This is a genomic window from Clostridium sp. OM02-18AC, from assembly GCF_003481825.1.
GTDB lineage: Bacteria > Bacillota > Clostridia > Lachnospirales > Lachnospiraceae > Brotaphodocola.
On record NZ_QULW01000018.1, the window covers coordinates 63,156 to 82,686 of the forward strand.

Below are 19,531 nucleotides of genomic sequence, written 5' to 3' on the forward strand. Positions count from 1 at the left end.
GCAAGTTCCATATGGAGGGATTAAAATGGATTATATTGGATCTACTTTGGTTAATCTTCTTCAGCAGACAGCTTTCTGCAATCTGACCTTTGGAAACTTTATCATGATCCTGGTGGCATTCGTCTTCCTGTATCTGGCAATCAGAAAAGGATTCGAGCCGCTCTTACTGGTTCCGATTGCATTTGGTATGTTGTTAGTTAATATCTATCCGGATATTATGGCTAACCCTGAAGATATGTCAAATGGTGTAGGCGGACTTCTTCACTACTTCTTCATTCTGGATGAGTGGAGTATCCTTCCGTCTCTGATTTTCATGGGTGTCGGCGCAATGACCGATTTCGGTCCGCTGATCGCAAACCCGAAGAGCTTCCTGCTTGGTGCAGCAGCTCAGTTTGGTATCTACAGTGCTTATTTCATGGCAATCTTCATGGGATTCAATGATAAGGCAGCAGCAGCAATCTCCATCATTGGTGGTGCAGATGGCCCGACCTCCATCTTCCTTGCTGGTAAGCTTGGACAGTCTGAGTTCATGGGACCGATCGCAGTAGCTGCTTACTCCTACATGGCTCTGGTTCCGATCATCCAGCCGCCGATCATGAAAGCGCTGACCACGGAGAAAGAGCGTAAGATCAAGATGGACCAGCTTCGTCCGGTATCCAAACTGGAGAAGATTCTGTTCCCGATCATCGTTACCGTAGTAGTCTGCCTGATTCTGCCGACTACCGCACCGCTTGTTGGTATGCTAATGCTTGGTAACTTATTCCGTGAGTCCGGCGTTGTAAAACAGCTGACCGAGACTGCAAGCAATGCCCTGATGTACATCGTTGTTATCCTGCTTGGTACTTCTGTAGGTGCATCCACCAGTGCAGAGGCTTTCTTAAAGGTAACCACCTTAAAGATCGTTGCACTTGGTCTGATCGCATTCGCAGTTGGTACTGCAGCTGGTGTGATCTTCGGTAAGATCATGTGCAAGGTTACCGGCGGCAAGGTAAACCCGTTAATTGGTTCCGCAGGTGTATCTGCAGTGCCGATGGCAGCGCGTGTATCCCAGAAGGTTGGTTCTGAGGCAGATCCGACAAACTTCCTGCTGATGCACGCAATGGGTCCGAACGTAGCAGGTGTTATCGGTACTGCAGTAGCAGCCGGTACATTCATGGCGATTTTCGGAGTTTAATATTCGAACATTTGGATGTAGCTGCGAAGAGCAGCTGCTAACATAAATTTGGAGGTAAAGAATCATGGCTGAGATTCAGAAAAAACCGGTTAAGATCGTTGAGACTGTCCTGCGTGACGCTCATCAGTCCCTGATCGCAACCAGAATGAGCACCGAGCAGATGCTTCCTATCGTTGATAAAATGGATAAGGTCGGCTACTATGCAGTAGAGTGCTGGGGCGGCGCTACCTTCGATGCTTCCCTTCGTTTCCTGAAAGAGGATCCGTGGGAGAGACTGAGAAAGTTAAGAGCCGGATTTAAGAATACAAAATTACAGATGCTGTTCCGTGGTCAGAACATTCTGGGTTACAACCACTATGCAGATGACGTAGTAGAATATTTCGTACAGAAATCCATTGCAAACGGTATCGATATCATCCGTATTTTCGACTGCTTAAACGACCTGCGTAACCTGCAGACCGCTGTAAAAGCAGCAAACAAGGAGAAGGCACACGCTCAGATCGCACTGTGTTACACCCTGGGTGATGCTTATACCCTGGATTACTGGAAAGACATCGCAAAGAGAATCGAAGATATGGGCGCAGATTCCATCTGTATCAAGGATATGGCTGGTCTGTTAACCCCGTATGCAGCACAGGAGCTGGTTAGCGTATTAAAAGAGTCTACCGAGCTGCCGATCGATTTGCATACCCACTACACTTCCGGTGTAGCTTCCATGACTTATTTAAAGGCTGTAGAGGCAGGCTGCGACATCATCGATACCGCTATGTCTCCGCTGGCACTTGGTACCAGCCAGCCGGCAACCGAGGTTATGGTAGAGACCTTCAAGGGCACTCCGTACGATACCGGCTTATCCCAGGACAAGCTTGCTGAGATCACCGATTACTTCGCACCGATCCGTGAAGAGGCTCTGAAGACTGGTCTGTTAAACCCGAAGGTACTGGGCGTTAACATCAAGACCCTTCGTTATCAGGTTCCGGGCGGTATGCTGTCCAACCTGGTCAGCCAGTTAAAAGAGGCTGGTAAGGAAGATAAATACCAGGAGGTTCTGGAAGAGATCCCGCGCGTTCGTAAAGATTTCGGTGAGCCGCCGCTTGTTACCCCGTCTTCCCAGATCGTTGGTACCCAGGCTGTTATGAACGTCATCTCCGGCGAGCGTTACAAACTGGTTCCGAAGGAGTCCAAGAAGATCATGCTTGGCGAGTTCGGTCAGACTGTAAAACCGTTCAATCCGGAAGTACAGAAGAAGATCATCGGCGACGAGACCCCGATCACCTGCAGACCTGCAGACCTGATTGCTCCGCAGCTGCCGCAGTTTGAGAAAGAGTGTGCTCAGTGGAAGCAGCAGGATGAGGATGTCCTTTCCTACGCTCTGTTCCCGAAGGTAGCAGAAGAGTTCTTCAAATACAGAGAGGCTCAGCAGACCAAGGTTGACGCTACCGTAGCAGATACCGAGAGCAAAGCATACCCGGTTTAATCGTTATTTGATGAAAATAGACCCAGAAACTGTATAAACGGTTTTTGGGTCTTTCTTTGTCTTTAATTCTTACAATTTTTTGCGATTCTTTGAAGTTTCTGTGCTTTCCGTTGACTAGGGCGGATTTTGTCATTATAATGTAATGTAGCGTAAATTTGCCGGTTATGATTTGTGATTTTTGAAAACAGGCAAAAAGCGATACTAAGGAGATTATCAAATGAAAAAACAAACCTTGAAAAAAGGTCTGGCTGCGGTATTGGGCCTTGCGCTTTGCGTGCACATGCCTTCTGTGAACCAGCTGCTGCAGTTTTCCTCATATGCACAGGAACGTTCTGCTACGATCAATGCTTCCAGCTTAAATGTCCGCAGCGGAGCGGGAACTTCCTATTCTTCTATTGGAAAATTAGGAAAAGGTTCTGCGGTCACGGTAGTGGGGGAGCAGGCGGCTTCTGACGGAAAAACCTGGTACCAGATCCGCTTTACAAACGGAGGTACCACACAGACCGGATATGTTTTGAGCACTTATGTGAAATTTCCGGTGTCATACAGCCACGATTCCGGCTTTGAATCACAGCTTTCGGCACAGGGGTTTCCGGAGTCTTATAAAACTGGATTGCGGCAGATTCATGCCCAGTATCCAAACTGGACGTTTACTGCAGTAAAAACCGGACTTGACTGGAACACCGTCATTCAGAATGAAGGAGTTCTCGGACGAAATCTGGTACATACCAACAGCATTTCTTCCTATAAATCACTGGCGGATGGAGCCTATAACTGGGATTCCGGAACCTGGACCGGCTTTGACGGAAGCACCTGGGTAGCTGCTTCTACGGAGATTATCAGTTATTACATGGATCCCCGGAACTTTTTGGATGAAGTGAATGTATTCCAGTTTCTGGATCAAAGCTATAATTCGTCCCTTCACACAAAAGACGGCCTTCAGTCTATGCTGACCGGAACTTTTATGGAAGGAAATATCCGCACTGGAGCGTCGGCGTCAGGAAGTAGTTCTTCCGGAAATAACACGTCGGGAAGCAGTTCTTCTTCGGGTTCTTCCAACGTGATTACGGTTGGGCCGGGAGTGTCCGGCGGAAAAACTTCCGGAACAACCTCATCTTCTCCGGGTACAGGAAGTTCTGGCGCCAGTGCAGCTGCTGGAACTGGAAATTCCGGAATCACTTCTGCGTCACCGGGAAGCAGCAGTTCTGGAAATAGCAGTCAGTCATCCGGAACGAGCAGTGCTCCGCAGGTCCGTCTGGAAGGTCCGAGCGCATCCATCACGAAAAATAAGGCAGAACTTGTGGCATCCAGTGTTGTAATTGGCGTGGCACCGGGAAGCGCAGCTTCTGGTAATGCAGGAAGTTCTTCTGCTGCAAATGTTTCGGGATCTGCACAGCCATCCCAAACAGCAGGAAGTCCGCAGACATCTGGGACATCCCAGGCAGCACAGACACCTTCCTCTTCGGGAAGCCAGGCTTCCTCTGGCGTCAGCTATACAGATGCGATCATGAGCGCGGCGCAGAGTTCCGGTGTCAGCCCTTATGTGATCGCGGCCATGATCATTCAGGAGCAGGGCAGAAATGGAACCGGAAATTCTATTTCCGGAAATTACGCCGGATACACCGGTTATTACAATTACTTCAATGTAGGTGCTTATGCTTCGGATGGTATGGGCGCCGTGCAGAGAGGTTTATGGTATGCATCCCAGAGCGGAACTTACGGCAGACCGTGGACGACACCGGAAAGCTCGATTGCCGGTGGTGCCCAGTTCTATGGGACGAACTACGTGAAAGCCGGACAGGATACGCTTTATCTGAAAAAGTATAATGTTCAGGGATCCAACATCTACAAACACCAGTATATGACCAATGTAGATGGCGCAGCTTCCGAAGGATCTATTTTTGCAGAAGGTTTTACAGCCAAACAGAAGAGTACGGCTTTGAACTTTAAAATTCCGGTCTACAACAATATGCCGGATACTCCGTGTCCGCAGCCTACCTTAAGCGGCAGCCCGAATAACAAGCTGAATGGTCTGGGTGTGGAAGGCTTCACTTTAACTCCGACCTTTAACCGTGATACGTACTCCTACGATCTGATCGTGGATCATTCCGTATCCAATGTTACGGTAAGTGCGTCGGCAATCGATTCCAAGGCATCGGTACGCGGCAATGGTAATGTTTCCCTTTCCAGTGGTATCAATGAGATATCTGTTGTGGTAAGGGCAGAAAATGGTGCAGAACGCACCTACACGATCCATGTTGTCCGTCAGGCCGGTGGTCCGACCTACAACAGCGGACTAGGAAGCGGCATTTCCAGCGGTTCCTCCAGCGTAACGGTTGGAGGACCTGGAAGCAGTTCAGCAGGCACTTCCGGTGGAAGTACTTCTTCTGGTGTGATCACTGCAGGACCAAGCGGAACCTCGAGCGGTCAGGCAGCCGGTGCTTCCCCGAATTCCGGTTCTTCTTCCGGTACAGGAGTTGTAACATTTTCAAGTCCGGGAGGCAATTAGTGTCACTGTACACGGGTAGGATTTTTCAGGTGACCGGAAGGGCTGTTTGCCGTAAAGCGGGAACCGTAACATATGAAAACATGGGAATGAGCGACCAGGATGGTTTGGGACGCTCATTCCTGAAATGAAAACAGGAGATAGCAGACAATTATGAATAAAAATTGGAAACAGATCTGGATCCGGTTTGCCATGGTACTTATGCTTGCTGTAGCGATACCATTCCAGAGTTTTGCGGGAAATGCGAGAATTGCGTTTTCCGATCCTACCGCCGAGGTGGGAAGTGAATTTACTGTAAATGTAAAATTTACCTGTACAACAGGGGAAAAGATTGGCAAGACGGTTGTAATGCTTTCTTATGATTCCAGTGCGATGGAATTTGTGGGCGGTGAGCCGGATGTAAGCGGTGGAAACGGTGCCATTCGTGTGCTTGGAAGTGTCAGTGGGACCAGTGAATCTGCCTCAACATTACATTTTAAGGCATTGAAAGCAGGAAGCAGTAAGATCCAGGTAACGGATTACGAGGGATACGATGCGGATGAACAGCTTTTGGATATTACCCAGCTCGGAAGTTCTTCCGTAACCATCAATGCCGGAAGCACGGCAGCATCCGCTTCCACCGATGCTTCCCTGTCTTCTTTGCAGATTTCCCCGGGAACCTTAAGTCCGGCATTCAGTGCAGATGTGGACAGCTACAGTGCATCTGTAAGTCTGGATACGGAAAAACTTACTGTAAGTGCAGTTCCGGCAAGTGATAAGGCAACGGTAGCATTAAGCGGAACAGAACTTCAGGATGGCGAAAATACCGTAACCTGCACGGTTACCGCAGAAGACGGTTCCACGACCCGTACCTATACGATCTTAGTAAACCGTATAGAGGGCGGAGAGAGCCTTGCAGAGGGCGGACAGACAGAAGAAACAACAGCGGCAGAAAACCTGGAGGTCCTTGCAGAACTTGAAGCATCCAGAACCCCGCTCAAGATCGGCATCGCAGCACTTCCGGCCGATGTAGCGGTTCCGTATGGCATGAAGGAGACTTCGATCACGATCGGCGAGACGAAAGTACAGGGATGGGTTCCGGATACACAGGGAAGCCAGCCGGAGTATTGCATTTTCTACGGTGTAAGTGAGAATGGAACTGTCGGCTTCTACCGCTATGACCTGACTGACAAGACCATTCAGCGCTACTTCGAGCAGAGTTCTGAGGGCAATGCACAGAGTCTGGAACTGCAGGATGTAACAACCCGTTATAATGCGCTGGTAGACGATTACAACATGGCAAGAATGGCTCTGATCGCAGTTGCCGTAGTGGCTGTGATTCTTCTGATTCTGCTTCTGGTCAGCCGGAGAGGAAAAGGAAACAGATCCATGCAGAAGAACGGATATGATTCTTCTGATTATGATGATCAGGAAGAAGAGCCGGAAAAGAAGAGTCGAAAATCTGGTAAAGAAATCCACAAAGGCGGACACAAACCAAGCAAAGAAGAGCGTTACATGATGGGCGAAGAGGATGAATACGAGGAAGATTACGGTCCGGAAGACGACGAACTGGAAATTTCCGATGCAGAAGAGTATCTCCCGGATCCCCAAAAAGACGCAGACGTACAGCTGGATCAGGTAAAGAAACAGCTTGCAGCAAGTGTAGCTGAGACAGACGAATCGGCTCAGAGTGAAAAACAGGAACCGGCAAAGGATCAGGCTGCAGAAGATGACGACTTTGAAGTGTTTGACCTGGATGATGAACTTTAAAAATCCTGAGATTTCGGATGCAAAAAAAGCGGTGTATTGACTTCGCCGCTTTTTTTGCTATAATACTGTTATATAATTTCTATAACAGAGAATGCGAAAGATGGTGAATACATGATCATTAAGATTGATTTTGAAAGTGACGAGGCAATTTACATCCAGCTCAGGAATCAGATTATTATGGGCATTGCCACAGACCGGATTCATGAGGGGGATTCCCTGCCGTCCGTCCGCCAGCTTGCGGATAATATTGGAATTAATATGCATACAGTAAATAAAGCCTACACGGTATTAAAACAGGAGGGCTTTATCAAGCTGGACCGTCGGCGGGGAGCGGTGATCGCGCTGGATATCGATAAGATCCGGTCGATTGAACGTCTGCGGGAGGAACTTTCTGTGCTCCTGGCACGGAGTGTCTGTAAAAATATTTCCAGGGAAGAAGTTCATGATCTGGTAGATGAAATCTATGACTGCTATACACAGGGCAGTGAAACGTAAGGAATCTGTTTATGAAACAAATATGGAGGAAGTGCCATGTTATGTGAGCGTTGTAAAATAAGAGAAGCAAATATTCAGTATACAGAAATTGCAAATGGAGTGCGCACGGAGCATAACTATTGCGCCCAGTGCGCAAAGGAAATGGACTTTGGACCGTATTCCGCTATTTTTGAGGGGGAGTTTCCATTAGGAAAACTGTTGTCCGGACTTTTGGGCGTCCCCGGCGGAGCGGATGAGGAAGAGAAAACCAGTCAGATTGTCTGTCCGACGTGCGGCACCAGTTACGATGATTTTGTGAAAAACAGCCGCTTTGGCTGCGCGGATTGTTACAGTGTTTTTGATCTTCTGATCAACGATAAAATAAAACAACTGCAGGGAAATGTCCGCCATACCGGAAAACATCCCAAATTCCAGAAGATCAAGGCAGATCCATTTCATCTGACTTCTTCCGACCAGTCTGAAGAGGGTAAAGAACGGGTGGAAGAAAAAAAAGGGCTCTTTGCTGGTGAAACGGAAATGAAAGCAGAAACAGGTGCGGAATTTGCAGCAGAAATGCAGCTCCGGCAGCTGGAATCCAAACTACGTGAAGCAGTGCGAAGGGAAGAATATGAAGAAGCAGCGAAATACCGCGATCAGATCCGGGCATTGAAGGAGGCGCAGGCATGATGAAATGGTTTGAGGAAGTAAACCTTGCGAGACCAGCCGTGATCTGCAGCCGCGTGCGTCTGGTCCGGAACCTGGAAGATTACGCGTTCCCATCCAGATTGACGGAAAAACAGGCAGATGAAATGATCGGACGGCTTGAGGACGGCTTAAAGGATCTGGGAAGTGCCGATGGACGTCATTATGAACAGGCAAGACTTCAGGAGTTAAGTGATCTGGACCGCAGGGCACTTCGGGAAAGACGTGTGTTTAATGCAACGATCGCTTCCGGAAAAGCACCGGCAGGCGTTATGGTATCGGACGATGAGAAAGTGGGAATTGTACTGAATGGTACCGACCATGTCCGTATCCAGCTGTTTGCATCGGGACTTCATCTGGATGAACTCTGGAAACAGGCAGATCAGATCGATGATTATTTAAATGAGCGTTTTCCCTACGCGTACGACGAAAAGTATGGCTATCTGACGTCATTTCCAACCAGTGTCGGAACCGGTCTTCGCGCGTCGGTGGTGCTGCACCTGCCGCTATTGTCCCAGAGCAAGCGGTTTAATGGCATGGTGACAGAGATGACCCGGTTCGGTGCATCGGTAAAAGGAATGTATGGGGAAGGCGAAGAAAACTGTGGAGCGCTTTTTGAAGTCAGCAACCAGAAAACGCTTGGCATGACAGAAAAAGAAATTCTGGATATGGTCGCGAAGGTGGCACTGCAGCTGACAACGCAGGAGGAGCAGATGCGAAAACTTGCGCTGGATAAAAACCGCACATCCCGGGAGGACGATGCCTGCCGTGCCTATGGTATTTTAAAGTATGCCAGAAAGCTGACCATGAAAGAAGCCATGATTCTTCTGTCACGCCTTATGGCAGGATGCGCAGACGGGGTAATCCGCATGGAAGAACCCTGTGCCGTGTATCGTCTGATGTTAGGAATCCAGCCGGCAAACCTTCAGAAACTTTCTACCAGGCCACTGGGAAGGGAAGAACTGGAAATGGCAAGAGCGTCTTACCTGAGGTCGGAACTGCCAAAACTGCTTCCATAAAAACAGTTACAGGATATGGGTTTCTATACTGCAAAAAATTCTGTTGCTGCCTGCGCAATACGTAAACAGTAACAAAGCGATAGATCTAGATACAAGGAGGACCTGAATTTGATAGACAGAAATCGTTTTACGGAACAGGCCTGGAATGCCATTGCGCTGTCTACCCAGGCAGCGAATGAGCTTGGGCATAATTATGTGGGAACAGAGCATCTTCTCGTCGGCCTTCTCATGGAGGGGGAAGGCGTCGCTGCAAGAGTCCTGGAGGCAAATGATGTCAAAGCCGAGAAGGTGAAGGAACTGATCAGTCAGCTGATCTTTCCCAATCAGAATGTTGGGACCATCGGAGAGACAGTATATACTCCGGGTGCAGTGCGGGTGCTGAATCAGAGCTACCGGGAAGCCGTCCGTTTTAAAGCACCGCTTATCGGAACCGAACATCTGCTGATCGCGATGATCCGGGAAAGTGACTGCGCTGCAGTCCGTCTGCTCAATACCATGGATGTAAGCCTGCAGAAGCTTTATGTGGATCTGTGCAGTGCCATGGGCGAAGACGGGGCGGACGCGAAGGAAGAACTTCAGTCATCCAGAAGCGGAAAAGACAGCAGTTCTTCTACACCGGTTTTAAACAGTTTTAGCCGCGATTTGACGAAGCTTGCCAGAGAAGGAAAGCTGGATCCAGTGATCGGACGGGAACAGGAAATCCAGCGCGTGGTTCAGATTTTAAGCAGAAGAACCAAGAACAATCCATGTCTGATCGGTGAACCTGGTGTCGGTAAGACTGCTGTAGTAGAAGGGCTGGCGCAGATGATCGCTGGCGGCAGTGTTCCGGAAACCATTGCGGATAAGCGTGTTATGACGTTAGATCTTTCTGGAATGGTGGCTGGTTCCAAGTACCGCGGAGAGTTTGAGGAACGCATTAAAAAGGTCATTTCCGAGGTGACAGAAGATGGCAATGTGCTGTTGTTCCTGGATGAGATCCATACGATCATTGGTGCAGGCGGAGCAGAGGGAGCGATCGATGCTTCCAATATTTTAAAACCGTCCCTTGCGCGCGGAGAGATCCAGCTGATCGGTGCAACGACCAGAGAAGAATATCGCAAATACATCGAGAAGGATGCAGCACTGGAGCGCCGCTTCCAGCCGGTTGTGGTAGAGGAACCGACGGAAGAACAGTCCATTGAGATCTTAAAGGGACTGCGCTCGAAATATGAGGAGCATCACAGAGTTACCATTACCGATGAAGCACTGACTGCAGCCGTGCGTCTTTCCGCGCGCTATATCAGTGACCGCTTCCTTCCGGATAAAGCCATTGATTTAATCGATGAAGCAGCTTCCAAAATCCGTCTGACTACCTATGTGGAGCCGGCTGAGATCAAAACCCTGACAGAGGATATTGAAAAACTGGAAACGCAGAAGGAGCAGGCAATTAAGGCAGAGGCTTACGAAAAGGCCGGCGATATCAAAAAACGTCAGCAGAAAAAACGGGAAAAAATCGAAAAGATCCGGGAAAAATGGCAGAAGGAAAAAACATCCAAAAAGCTGATCGTCGGGGAAGGTGAGATTGCGGATGTGGTTTCCGGATGGACGAAGATTCCGGTGCGCAAGCTGGCAGAAGAGGAATCGGAACGGCTCAGAAAGCTGGAATCCATTCTGCATGAGCGGGTGGTTGGTCAGAAAGAAGCCGTGACGGCAGTTGCGAAAGCAATCCGCCGCGGAAGAGTCGGTTTAAAAGATCCGAAGCGTCCGATCGGTTCGTTCTTATTCCTGGGACCGACCGGTGTCGGAAAAACAGAGCTTTGCAAGGCTTTGGCAGAAGCGATGTTCGGTACGGAGAACGCATTGATCCGGGTTGATATGTCGGAGTATATGGAGAAACACAGTGTCTCCAAGATGATCGGGTCCCCGCCAGGATATGTCGGATATGAGGAAGGCGGTCAGCTCAGCGAAAAAGTGCGGAGGAATCCGTACTCCGTTATTCTGTTCGATGAGATTGAAAAAGCACATCCGGATGTATTCAATATTCTGCTTCAGGTGCTGGATGATGGTCACATTACCGATGCCCAGGGCAGGAAGATCGATTTTAAGAATACGGTACTCATCATGACTTCCAATGCAGGTGCGGAGAACATCATTGCTCCGAAGCGGCTTGGTTTTGCATCCAATGACGATGCGAAGGAACGCTACCGTTTCATGAAAGAGCGTGTCATGGAAGAAGTCAAGCGAATGTTCAAACCGGAATTTTTGAACCGGATTGACGAGATCATCGTATTCCACCAGCTGTCCCAGGATCATATGAAAGAGATCGTGGATATTATGCTGAAAGGCATCTGCAGACGGACCCTGACCCAGATGAACTTAAAGCTGACTGTCGATGACGCTGCAAAAGCGTATCTGGTAGAAAAAGGTTACGATGAGAAATATGGTGCACGTCCGCTGCGCCGTGCGATCCAGAATCTTTTAGAGGATGGTCTTGCAGAAGCAGTTCTGGACGGACAGGTAAAAGCAGGCGACGAGGTGACGGTCACCAAAGGGGAAGAGGGTCTGAAATTTTTATCGGCAGAACTGATAAAAAACTAGATTAATTTCCATGGTTGTTGTATAATTCTATGAGAAGTGGCACTGCCGGGCAGTGCCACAAGTTACTGCTCACGCGCTGCGTGTCCGGTAACTGCCGCATTTTTACAACAGCAAAATGCAAAATGAAAATACCAGGAGGGCAAACACATGCCAGTAATCGAATCTTTAATCCGCTCTGAGGCAGATGGAACCATCAGCTTCGGTAATTACAAATTAGACACCAAGAGCAAACTTGACAATTTTGAACATGCGGGAGATTTATATAAGATCAAAACCTTTTATGAGATCACAAAATTAGAGCGCAACGGTTCTTTTGTTTATGAGTCTGTGCCGGGAACTGCAGTGGAGCATTTCTCCGCAAAACACGATGGTGTGGAATTTACCGTATCTGGCGATAAGGACGCACAGATCACCGTACAGCTGGAAGATGACACCGAGTATGAGGTTTACGTGGACGGTGTTGCTGTTGGCGGCATGAAGACGAACATGAGCGGCAAGCTTGTTGTAAGCGTAGAGCTGAATGAGGGTGTTGCCTGCCAGGTGAAGGTTGTAAAGCGTTAAGACCTGAATCAGGAAGGAAACTACATATATGGCAAAAGCAAAGACAACCGTATTTTTCTGTAAAGAATGCGGTTTCGAGTCCAGCAAATGGCTTGGTCAGTGTCCGGCATGCAAGGAATGGAATACCCTGGTGGAAGAACCGGTGGCAAAGAAAACACCTGCCGGTCGTGTAAGCGCGGTTTCACAACGTGCGATGACAAAGCCTGTCAAACTGGATGAAGTGTCCATAGAAGAACAGGACCGGATCTCTACCGGATATCCGGAACTGGACCGTGTACTGGGGAGCGGCATTGTTGCCGGCTCCCTGGTTTTAGTTGGAGGCGATCCGGGTATCGGAAAGTCGACCCTGCTTCTTCAGATGTGCCGGAACCTGGCACGGGATGGTCACAGGGTATTGTATATCTCCGGAGAGGAATCCTTAAAACAGATCAAGATGCGTGCCAGCCGCATTGGCACGATCAGCGGAGAACTGTTATTTTTATGCGAAACAAACCTGGATACCATCGAGGAGGCAATCCGGGAGACCAAACCGGAAGTTGTGATCATCGATTCCATCCAGACCATGTTCCGGGAAGATGTGGCATCAGCTCCGGGCAGTGTGAGTCAGGTGCGCGAATCCACGAATGTCCTGATGCAGATCGCAAAAGGCATGGGAATTTCTGTGTTTATTGTTGGCCATGTGACAAAAGAAGGTGTGGTAGCAGGTCCCCGTGTGCTGGAGCATATGGTGGATACGGTGCTGTATTTTGAGGGAGAGCGCAATGCCTCTTACCGGATTTTGCGCGGCGTCAAAAACCGTTTCGGTTCGACCAACGAGATCGGGGTTTTTGAAATGCAGGAGAATGGTCTGGAAGAGGTTGAGAATCCTTCGGAATATCTGCTGAGCGGAAGACCAGAGGAAGCCTCCGGTGCGGTAGTTGCCTGTTCGATCGAAGGAACCAGGCCGATCCTTCTGGAGGTTCAGGCACTGGTTACCCAGACGAACTTTGGTATGCCGAGACGGACTGCAGCAGGAACAGACTTTAACCGTGTCAATCTGCTTATGGCAGTTCTGGAAAAGCGCTGCCGCTATGAGATGTCCCGTTACGATGCTTATGTGAACATCGCGGGCGGTATGCGGATGAACGAACCGGCCCTGGATTTAGCGATTATCCTGGCGCTGGTGTCAAGCATGAAAGACAAGCCGGTCAATCCAAAGTGCATTATATTTGGCGAGGTAGGACTGGCTGGAGAGGTGCGTGCGGTATCCCAGGCGGAGCAGCGTGTTCATGAAGCAATCAAATTAGGTTTTGAATCCTGCATCCTGCCGCAGGTATCCCTGGATAAAATGAAAAAGACCGACAAGATCACCCTGTACGGAGTCAGCAACGTGCGGGAGGCAATCCGTCTGATCTGATTCGTTTATCATTCTTATGGTGGAAGGCAGAACGCCAGGAATGCATGTTTCTGACGTTCTGTTTTTCGCATAAAATCAGGGTTTCGTATCAAAAATATATTTTTTTCAAAAAAATTAAAAAATTTGTTGACAGATACAGGAATCCGTGCTATTATAAATGAGCGTTGAGGGAAACGAAAAAAAAAGCTCAACGAAAACAACATAGGGGATTAGTTCAATGGTAGAGCACCGGTCTCCAAAACCGTCGATGGGGGTTCGAGCCCCTCATCCCCTGCTTGATTTAAGCGATAAGGTCGATTGATCTTATCGCTTTTTTCGTTTCATAGAGAATTGAGCATATACAAAACGCGATAGGAGGAGTTCAGCATGAGTGCTGACCAGAAAACAATCCGCATTTCCGTCCGCAACCTTGTAGAATTTGTCATGCGCAGCGGTGATATCGACAATCGCCGGACTTCGGCAGCAGAAAAGGATGCCATGCAGGCCGGGAGCCGCATGCACCGGAAAATCCAGAAGCGGCAGGGCGCCGATTACCACGCAGAAGTAGCGATGAAACATATCGTGGAGCAGGAAGATTACCGGATTTTGGTGGAAGGCCGCGCAGACGGTGTGATCGAAGCAGTTTCCGGTGTGACCATCGACGAAATCAAATGCGTCTATCTGGATCTTCATCTGCTGGAGAAACCGGCAATGGTCCATCTGGCGCAGGCCTTCTGCTACGCGTACATGTATTGCTGTGACCATGAACATCTGGGTACGATCACGGTTCAGATCACTTATTGCAATCTGGAAACAGAGGAAATCCGCCGCTTCCGGCAGGACAAGAGCAGGGAAGAACTTACCGAATGGTTTGAGGGACTGATCCATGAGTATGTGAAATGGGCGGAATATTTATACCGGCACACCATGCGGAGAAATGAATCCCTGCGGGATCTGGCATTCCCATATGCATACCGGACCGGCCAGAAAGAACTGGCTGTGTCTGTGTACCGTGCCCTGATCCGAAAACGCAATCTGTTCATTCAGGCACCGACCGGAATCGGAAAAACACTGTCTGTAGTATATCCGGCATTGAAATCCATGGGAAATGAAAATGGAGAAAAGCTGTTTTACCTGACAGCCAAAACCATTACACGCAGTGTGGCAGAAACTTGTTTTTCCCTGCTCCGGGAACAGGGCATGTGCTTTACAACGGTCACGATCACGGCGAAAGAGAAATTTTGTCCATTGGAAAAGCCAGAATGCAATCCGGATGCATGTCCTTACGCAAAGGGACATTTTGACCGGGTGAATGATGCGGTCTATGATATCATTCATGAACAGCATGGAATTACCAGGGATATCATTCTGGAATATGCAAAAAACTACCAGGTCTGCCCGTTTGAGTTCTGCCTGGATATCAGCAGCTGGGCGGACGGGATTATCTGTGATTATAATTATGTGTTCGATCCCAATGCAAAGCTAAAGCGGTATTTTGCGGATGGAAACCAGGGGGATTATCTGTTTTTGATCGATGAGGCCCATAATCTGGTAAACCGGGCCAGGGAGATGTTTAGTGCCTGTCTGGTAAAGGAAGATATTTTGCAGGTAAAGCGGATTATAAAGGCGAAGGCGCCCCGCTTGGAACGTGCGCTGGAACGCTGCAACCGCAATCTGCTGGAATGGAAGCGGGAGTCAGCCGGATATCAGATTCTGCCGGATGCGAATCTTATGGTATCGAATTTATTAACGGTAATGGGAGAATTTGAGCCGTTTTTTGACGAACACCGGGAGTTCCCGGAACGTGATATGGTGCTGCAGTTTTATTTCGACCTGCGTCATTTCTTAAATATGTACGATGGACTGGATGATCATTACCGGATCTATACGGAACTGGGGGCAGATGGAAAATTTTGCCTGTATCTGTTTTGCATTGATCCGTCCCGGTGTTTGAATGCGTGTCTTAAGCAGGGAATTGCCGGTATTTTCTTTTCTGCCACCATGATTCCCGTGACATACTATAAGAAATTGCTCAGCGGAAATCCAGAGGATTATGCAATTTATGCCAATTCCCCATTTGACGGCAGAAAACGACAGATCCTGATTGCAAAGGATGTCAGCAGCCGCTATACCAGGAGAAACCGTACGGAATTTGGAAAAGTGGCAGAGTATATCACCAAACTGGCACACAGTCATATCGGAAATTATATGGTGTTCTTTCCTTCCTATAATTATATGGAAGCGGTAGAACAGATCCTGGACGAACAATACGATGGGACGTTTCGATGGCAGATGCAGACAAACCGCATGACCGAAGAAGAACGGGAACAGTTTCTGGAACAATTTGAAGAGCAGAAAAAACAATCATTTGTGGGGCTTTGTGTACTTGGAGGAATCTTTTCAGAGGGAATTGACTTAAAGGCAGAACGTCTGGAAGGAACGATCATTGTAGGCACGGGTCTTCCCATGGTGTGCAGCGAACAGGAAATTCTGATGCAGTATTTTGATGAACAGGGGGAAAATGGATACGATTATGCTTATCAGTATCCGGGAATGAACAAGGTATTGCAGGCAGCAGGCCGGGTTATCCGGACAGCCAAAGACCGGGGCGTGATCCTGCTTTTGGATGACCGGTTTCTGCGAAGAGAGATTCAGGAACTGTTCCCGCGCGAGTGGACCGAGTATGGCATTGTGACCCGGGAAACAGTGGACGGGTGGCTTCAAAATTTCTGGGAGACGGTTTCCTGATCCGCGGAGTGCTGTATGCTTTGTTTTGCAGAATGCAATTTTTACGAAACAGACAATTTTCTGTGGAACAAGATCGTTTTATGAAACAGAAATGGAGATGCTACAGCATCTCCATAAATTGTTTTGCGGCCTGGGAAATCGGCAGATTTTCATTGCTTGCGACAACCAGCTGACGGGTTGGGAGTTCTTCCTCGATCTGAACACGGAAGAGACTGCGCTCATTTTCTGAAATACAGTAATCCGGAACAAAAGCGACACCAAGACCAATGCGTGCAAGGTCGATCAGCAGATCGTTGCTGGAAAGTTCAATCTCCGGTACCAGATCCAGCTGATGGCGCTGGAACATGCTGTGCAGGAATTCGCTGGTAGTGCTCTTGCGGTCCAGCATGAGGATTGGGAATTGCTTTAAGTCTTTCAGACTGACGGTTTTCCCTTTTAATTCCTTATATTCTTCGTTTGCGACAAAGAGATCTTTGAATTCCCGGATGATCCGCACGTTCTGTGTGTTGGAAAGACCGGAGTTCGGATAATTGGTGATGGCAAAATCGACCTGACCGGACTCCAGAAGCTTTGCACAGGCAATGGATGTCTGATTGGTAACTTTGATATGCACGTTTGGATAGCGGCGGTGGAATTCCTTTAAGTATGGAACCAGATAGTAGCGGCAGATGGTGTCGCTGGCTCCGATACGCAGCTGACCGCCGTTTAACGTGTTGGCTTCCAGAAGCTGGTTCTCACCCTGCCGGATTAAGTTCATGGCAGGTTCAATATGCTTAAGGAGAATCTCGCCTTCTGGTGTCAGTTGGACTCGTTTTGTGCTGCGGATAAAAAGCGGCTGGTTCAGCTTCTTTTCCAGAACCTTGATGGATTGGCTGACTGCAGACTGGGAAATAAACAGCTGTTTTGAGGCCTCCGAGAAACTTAAGGTGTTTGCTACGTGGTAAAATACTTTATAAAGTTCATAATTGATATCCAATATTAGTCCTCCTTATAAAACCATGGCTATTTTATCACGCTGCTGATGGGTTTGTAAAGAGGAAAATCAAATTGACAAGATATGCAAACAGGTGTATAGTTTCAGTAAATACGCGGATGTGCACCGGTGCATCTGCAATATGTACTGCAAGTAAAGGCGCTTGAGATGAAATTCAGGCGCCTGTTTTCTCGGGCGCATAGAACAAAACAGACAAAGAGTCATTCCTGTTTGAACATGCCTGAATAGCAGACAATTTATATAAAGGTGGAAGAAACGTGAAACAAGACGATACGATAAAAGTCGTAACAGAAGTAGGACTTGCTGTAGATGAAAAGCTCCGGATCTTGAAACATGTGATCGAACCGGAGCAAAAAAACGGAAAGGAAAAACGGATCTGTATTGTGACCGGCACGCATGGAGACGAACTGGAGGGTCAGTATGTGTGTTATGAGATCAACCGGATCCTGAAAGAACAAAAAGAACATTTAAAGGGAATCGTAGAGATCTATCCCGCATTAAATCCCCTGGGCGTGGATTCCATATCCCGGGGAATTCCTATGTTTGACCTGGATATGAACCGGATCTTTCCGGGAAGCGAGGAAGGCTCCGTGGCGGAGCATGTGGCAGCAAAAATTGTGGAGGATATCGCCGGTGCAGACCTTTGCATCGATATTCACGCCAGCAATATTTTCCTGAGGGAAATTCCGCAGGCGCGTGTCAATGTCAATACCAAAGAGACGCTTCTGCCATTTGCCACGCGTCTGAATCTGGATTTTGTGTGGGTTCATGCGGCTGCCACGGTTCTGGAATCCACGCTGGCCCACAGTTTAAACACCATCGGAGTGCCGACGGTCGTGGTGGAAATGGGTGTCGGCATGCGGATTACGGAAAGCTTCTGTCATCAGCTTACCGATGGTATTTTCTGTGTTATGAAAGACATGGGAATCTGGGATGGCGATGTGATCGAGCCAAAGGAACCGATCGTTTCCGATGACGGGGAAGTTGGGTTCTTAAATGCGGAGCATCCGGGCATCTTTGTACCATGCGTGGAGCACTGGAAAAATGTAGAACAGGGACAACTCATCGGCCGGATCCTGAATCCGCTGACTGGGGATGTGGCGCAGGAAGTCAAGGCACCGATTCACGGGATGCTTTTCACCCTGCGTGAATATCCGGTGGTATCCTGCGGTTCCCTGATCGCACGCGTGCTGGGAGGTGACTACCATTGAGGAAAGAAAATGTATTCACGCTGGAAAACTGTTATCGGGATGATATGGATGTTTATGGCTTCCATTTTGGAAAAGGGGAAAAGTCTGCCTGTATCGTGGGTGCCATGCGCGGCAATGAAGTGCAGCAGCTTTACATCTGTTCCCAGCTTGTAAAAGCATTGAAAGAACTGGAGGAAAAGGGCGCGATCGTGCATGACAATGAGATTTTAGTCATTCCTTCGGTCAACCACAGTTCCATGAACATCGGAAAGCGCTTCTGGGCAACGGATAATACCGACATTAACCGGATGTTTCCGGGGTACAATGCCGGTGAGACGACCCAGCGGATCGCAGCAGGTGTATTTGAGGCGATTCAGGGATACAATTACGGAATCCAGTTTACCAGTTTTTACCTGCCGGGCGATTTTGTCCCGCATGTGCGCATGATGGATACCGGATACCAGAATGCCAGCCTGGCGAATCTGTTCGGTCTGCCTTATGTGGTGATCCGCCATCCGGAGCCGATCGATACGGCAACCCTGAATTACAACTGGCAGATCTGGAATACCAATGCGTTTTCTGTGTATACCAGCGCCACCTCAGTGATCGACGAAAAAGCAGCCCGCATGGCGGTGGCTTCGGTTCTGCGTTTCCTGACCCGCATGGGGATCCTGCGCTATACCAGCCACAGCGGCTATATTGCGAGTGTCCTGCGGGAAGACGATCTGACCAATGTAAAAAATGATCTTCCGGGTCTGTACCGCAGACATGTGGAACCAGGGCAGGAAGTACACCGGGGAGAAGTACTGGCTTCCATTATCGATCCACTGGAAGGTGAGACGATCAGTCAGATCCTTTCACCGACCGACGGAATCGTATTTTATGCGTATCATGAGCCGACGGTCATGGAAGGCACGATCATTTTTAAGATCATTCGCAGACTGCATGAATAAAGGAAGGAACGCGTCCGCTGACATTGGAACCG

General features: G+C 48.7%; 14 protein-coding genes and 1 tRNA gene. 14 read left to right on the forward strand and 1 reads right to left on the reverse strand.

Annotated elements, in window-relative coordinates:
* Positions 1-25: 25 nt before the first annotated feature.
* The 12 genes from DXB18_RS12740 (at position 26) to DXB18_RS12795 (ending at position 16,362) form a co-directional block, all read left to right on the forward strand.
* On the forward strand, positions 26-1,174 hold the full coding sequence (locus DXB18_RS12740; protein WP_118708174.1) for a sodium ion-translocating decarboxylase subunit beta: 1,149 nt from the start codon (positions 26-28) through the stop codon (positions 1,172-1,174).
* 64 nt (positions 1,175-1,238) lie between these two features.
* On the forward strand, positions 1,239-2,651 hold the full coding sequence (locus DXB18_RS12745) for an oxaloacetate decarboxylase subunit alpha (RefSeq protein ID WP_118708176.1): 1,413 nt from the start codon (positions 1,239-1,241) through the stop codon (positions 2,649-2,651).
* A 217-nt stretch (positions 2,652-2,868) separates the two neighbouring features.
* Positions 2,869-5,160: an SH3 domain-containing protein gene (locus DXB18_RS12750; protein ID WP_118708178.1), complete on the forward strand. Its 2,292-nt coding sequence runs from the start codon at positions 2,869-2,871 to the stop codon at positions 5,158-5,160.
* Positions 5,161-5,310: 150 nt separating this feature from the next.
* Positions 5,311-6,906: a cadherin-like beta sandwich domain-containing protein gene (locus tag DXB18_RS12755; RefSeq protein WP_118708180.1), complete on the forward strand. Its 1,596-nt coding sequence runs from the start codon at positions 5,311-5,313 to the stop codon at positions 6,904-6,906.
* A 111-nt stretch (positions 6,907-7,017) separates the two neighbouring features.
* Positions 7,018-7,401, forward strand: coding sequence for a GntR family transcriptional regulator (locus DXB18_RS12760; RefSeq protein ID WP_118543002.1), 384 nt, complete (start codon positions 7,018-7,020; stop codon positions 7,399-7,401).
* Between the two features lie 36 nt (positions 7,402-7,437).
* Positions 7,438-8,067 (forward strand): UvrB/UvrC motif-containing protein, encoded by a 630-nt coding sequence (locus DXB18_RS12765; protein WP_118708182.1) that lies wholly within the window; start codon positions 7,438-7,440, stop codon positions 8,065-8,067.
* Positions 8,064-9,101, forward strand: a complete 1,038-nt coding sequence (locus DXB18_RS12770; protein ID WP_118708184.1) for an ATP--guanido phosphotransferase — start codon at positions 8,064-8,066, stop codon at positions 9,099-9,101. The genes DXB18_RS12765 and DXB18_RS12770 overlap by 4 nt, the downstream gene beginning before the upstream one ends.
* A 108-nt stretch (positions 9,102-9,209) precedes the next feature.
* On the forward strand, positions 9,210-11,678 hold the full coding sequence (locus DXB18_RS12775) for an ATP-dependent Clp protease ATP-binding subunit (RefSeq protein WP_118708186.1): 2,469 nt from the start codon (positions 9,210-9,212) through the stop codon (positions 11,676-11,678).
* A gap of 147 nt (positions 11,679-11,825) precedes the next feature.
* Positions 11,826-12,239: an endosialidase gene (locus DXB18_RS12780; RefSeq protein WP_118542998.1), complete on the forward strand. Its 414-nt coding sequence runs from the start codon at positions 11,826-11,828 to the stop codon at positions 12,237-12,239.
* A 28-nt stretch (positions 12,240-12,267) separates the two neighbouring features.
* Positions 12,268-13,635 carry a DNA repair protein RadA gene (gene radA, locus DXB18_RS12785; RefSeq protein ID WP_118542997.1) on the forward strand — a complete coding sequence of 456 codons (1,368 nt, stop codon included), beginning with the start codon at positions 12,268-12,270 and terminating at the stop codon, positions 13,633-13,635.
* Positions 13,636-13,838: 203 nt separating this feature from the next.
* Positions 13,839-13,909 (forward strand) — tRNA-Trp (locus DXB18_RS12790).
* A 92-nt stretch (positions 13,910-14,001) separates the two neighbouring features.
* Positions 14,002-16,362, forward strand: a complete 2,361-nt coding sequence (locus DXB18_RS12795; protein ID WP_118708188.1) for an ATP-dependent DNA helicase — start codon at positions 14,002-14,004, stop codon at positions 16,360-16,362.
* A gap of 100 nt (positions 16,363-16,462) precedes the next feature.
* Here the strand turns inward: DXB18_RS12795 and DXB18_RS12800 are convergent, their stop codons facing one another.
* Complete coding sequence (locus DXB18_RS12800; RefSeq protein ID WP_118542995.1) at positions 16,463-17,338, reverse strand: LysR family transcriptional regulator; 876 nt, start codon at positions 17,336-17,338, stop codon at positions 16,463-16,465.
* 275 nt (positions 17,339-17,613) lie between these two features.
* Here DXB18_RS12800 and DXB18_RS12805 point away from each other — a divergent pair, with 275 nt between their 5' ends.
* A complete protein-coding gene (locus DXB18_RS12805; protein WP_243103459.1) occupies positions 17,614-18,567 on the forward strand; it encodes a M14 family metallopeptidase in 954 nt (317 codons plus the stop codon).
* On the forward strand, positions 18,564-19,499 hold the full coding sequence (locus DXB18_RS12810) for a M14 family metallopeptidase (protein WP_118708190.1): 936 nt from the start codon (positions 18,564-18,566) through the stop codon (positions 19,497-19,499). The genes DXB18_RS12805 and DXB18_RS12810 overlap by 4 nt, the downstream gene beginning before the upstream one ends.
* Positions 19,500-19,531 lie beyond the last annotated feature (32 nt).

Coding starts and splice junctions, on each gene's coding strand:
- DXB18_RS12740 (WP_118708174.1), top strand. CDS start 26: ATGGATTATATTGGATCTACTTTGGTTAATCTTCTTCAGCAGACAGCT.
- DXB18_RS12745 (WP_118708176.1), top strand. CDS start 1,239: ATGGCTGAGATTCAGAAAAAACCGGTTAAGATCGTTGAGACTGTCCTG.
- DXB18_RS12750 (WP_118708178.1), top strand. CDS start 2,869: ATGAAAAAACAAACCTTGAAAAAAGGTCTGGCTGCGGTATTGGGCCTT.
- DXB18_RS12755 (WP_118708180.1), top strand. CDS start 5,311: ATGAATAAAAATTGGAAACAGATCTGGATCCGGTTTGCCATGGTACTT.
- DXB18_RS12760 (WP_118543002.1), top strand. CDS start 7,018: ATGATCATTAAGATTGATTTTGAAAGTGACGAGGCAATTTACATCCAG.
- DXB18_RS12765 (WP_118708182.1), top strand. CDS start 7,438: ATGTTATGTGAGCGTTGTAAAATAAGAGAAGCAAATATTCAGTATACA.
- DXB18_RS12770 (WP_118708184.1), top strand. CDS start 8,064: ATGATGAAATGGTTTGAGGAAGTAAACCTTGCGAGACCAGCCGTGATC.
- DXB18_RS12780 (WP_118542998.1), top strand. CDS start 11,826: ATGCCAGTAATCGAATCTTTAATCCGCTCTGAGGCAGATGGAACCATC.
- radA (WP_118542997.1), top strand. CDS start 12,268: ATGGCAAAAGCAAAGACAACCGTATTTTTCTGTAAAGAATGCGGTTTC.
- DXB18_RS12795 (WP_118708188.1), top strand. CDS start 14,002: ATGAGTGCTGACCAGAAAACAATCCGCATTTCCGTCCGCAACCTTGTA.